Annotated in this window: 1 protein-coding gene; it reads left to right on the top strand. The window is 49.1% G+C overall.

The window, feature by feature from the left end; genetic code table 11:
• Nucleotides 1-139: 139 nt before the first annotated feature.
• Nucleotides 140-387, top strand: a 248-nt coding sequence (locus tag AB1L42_RS23840; RefSeq protein ID WP_367062749.1) for a hypothetical protein, incomplete at its 3' end; no start/stop codon positions are given.

Raw genomic sequence — 387 nt, 5'->3', positions numbered from 1 at the left:
CTCTACGGATTGGAAATTTAACTTGGATCAACTTCTTCTCTCCTCAATGCAGGGAATCTGGCATCGAATTTCAGAAACCACCCAGTTGCGGATTGGAGCGACTTAGGATGCATGTCTCGGCGGTAAGGGATCCGAATCGATGCAATCTAAATCTGAAGACATTGTCGAGAGATACATTCGAGCACGGAATCTGACTGAAGGCACTCGCTCCGAGTACATTGAAACAGCTCACAAGTGGAATACGTCGAACGGCGTTTCGCCGATCCAAGATCTCGATAAACGAACTGGGCGAGAGTTACTTGAGTGGGTTCACGAACATTCCATCGAGAATGGCGGCAAGAGTCCTGGACGTACAACGAACAAGGCCTGCGCACAACTGAGAGCGTT

The organism is Thalassoglobus sp. JC818 (genome assembly GCF_040717535.1).
GTDB lineage: Bacteria > Planctomycetota > Planctomycetia > Planctomycetales > Planctomycetaceae > Thalassoglobus.
The sequence above is the reverse complement of the archived record's forward strand: the minus strand, read 5'-3'. Positions and strand labels throughout refer to the sequence as shown.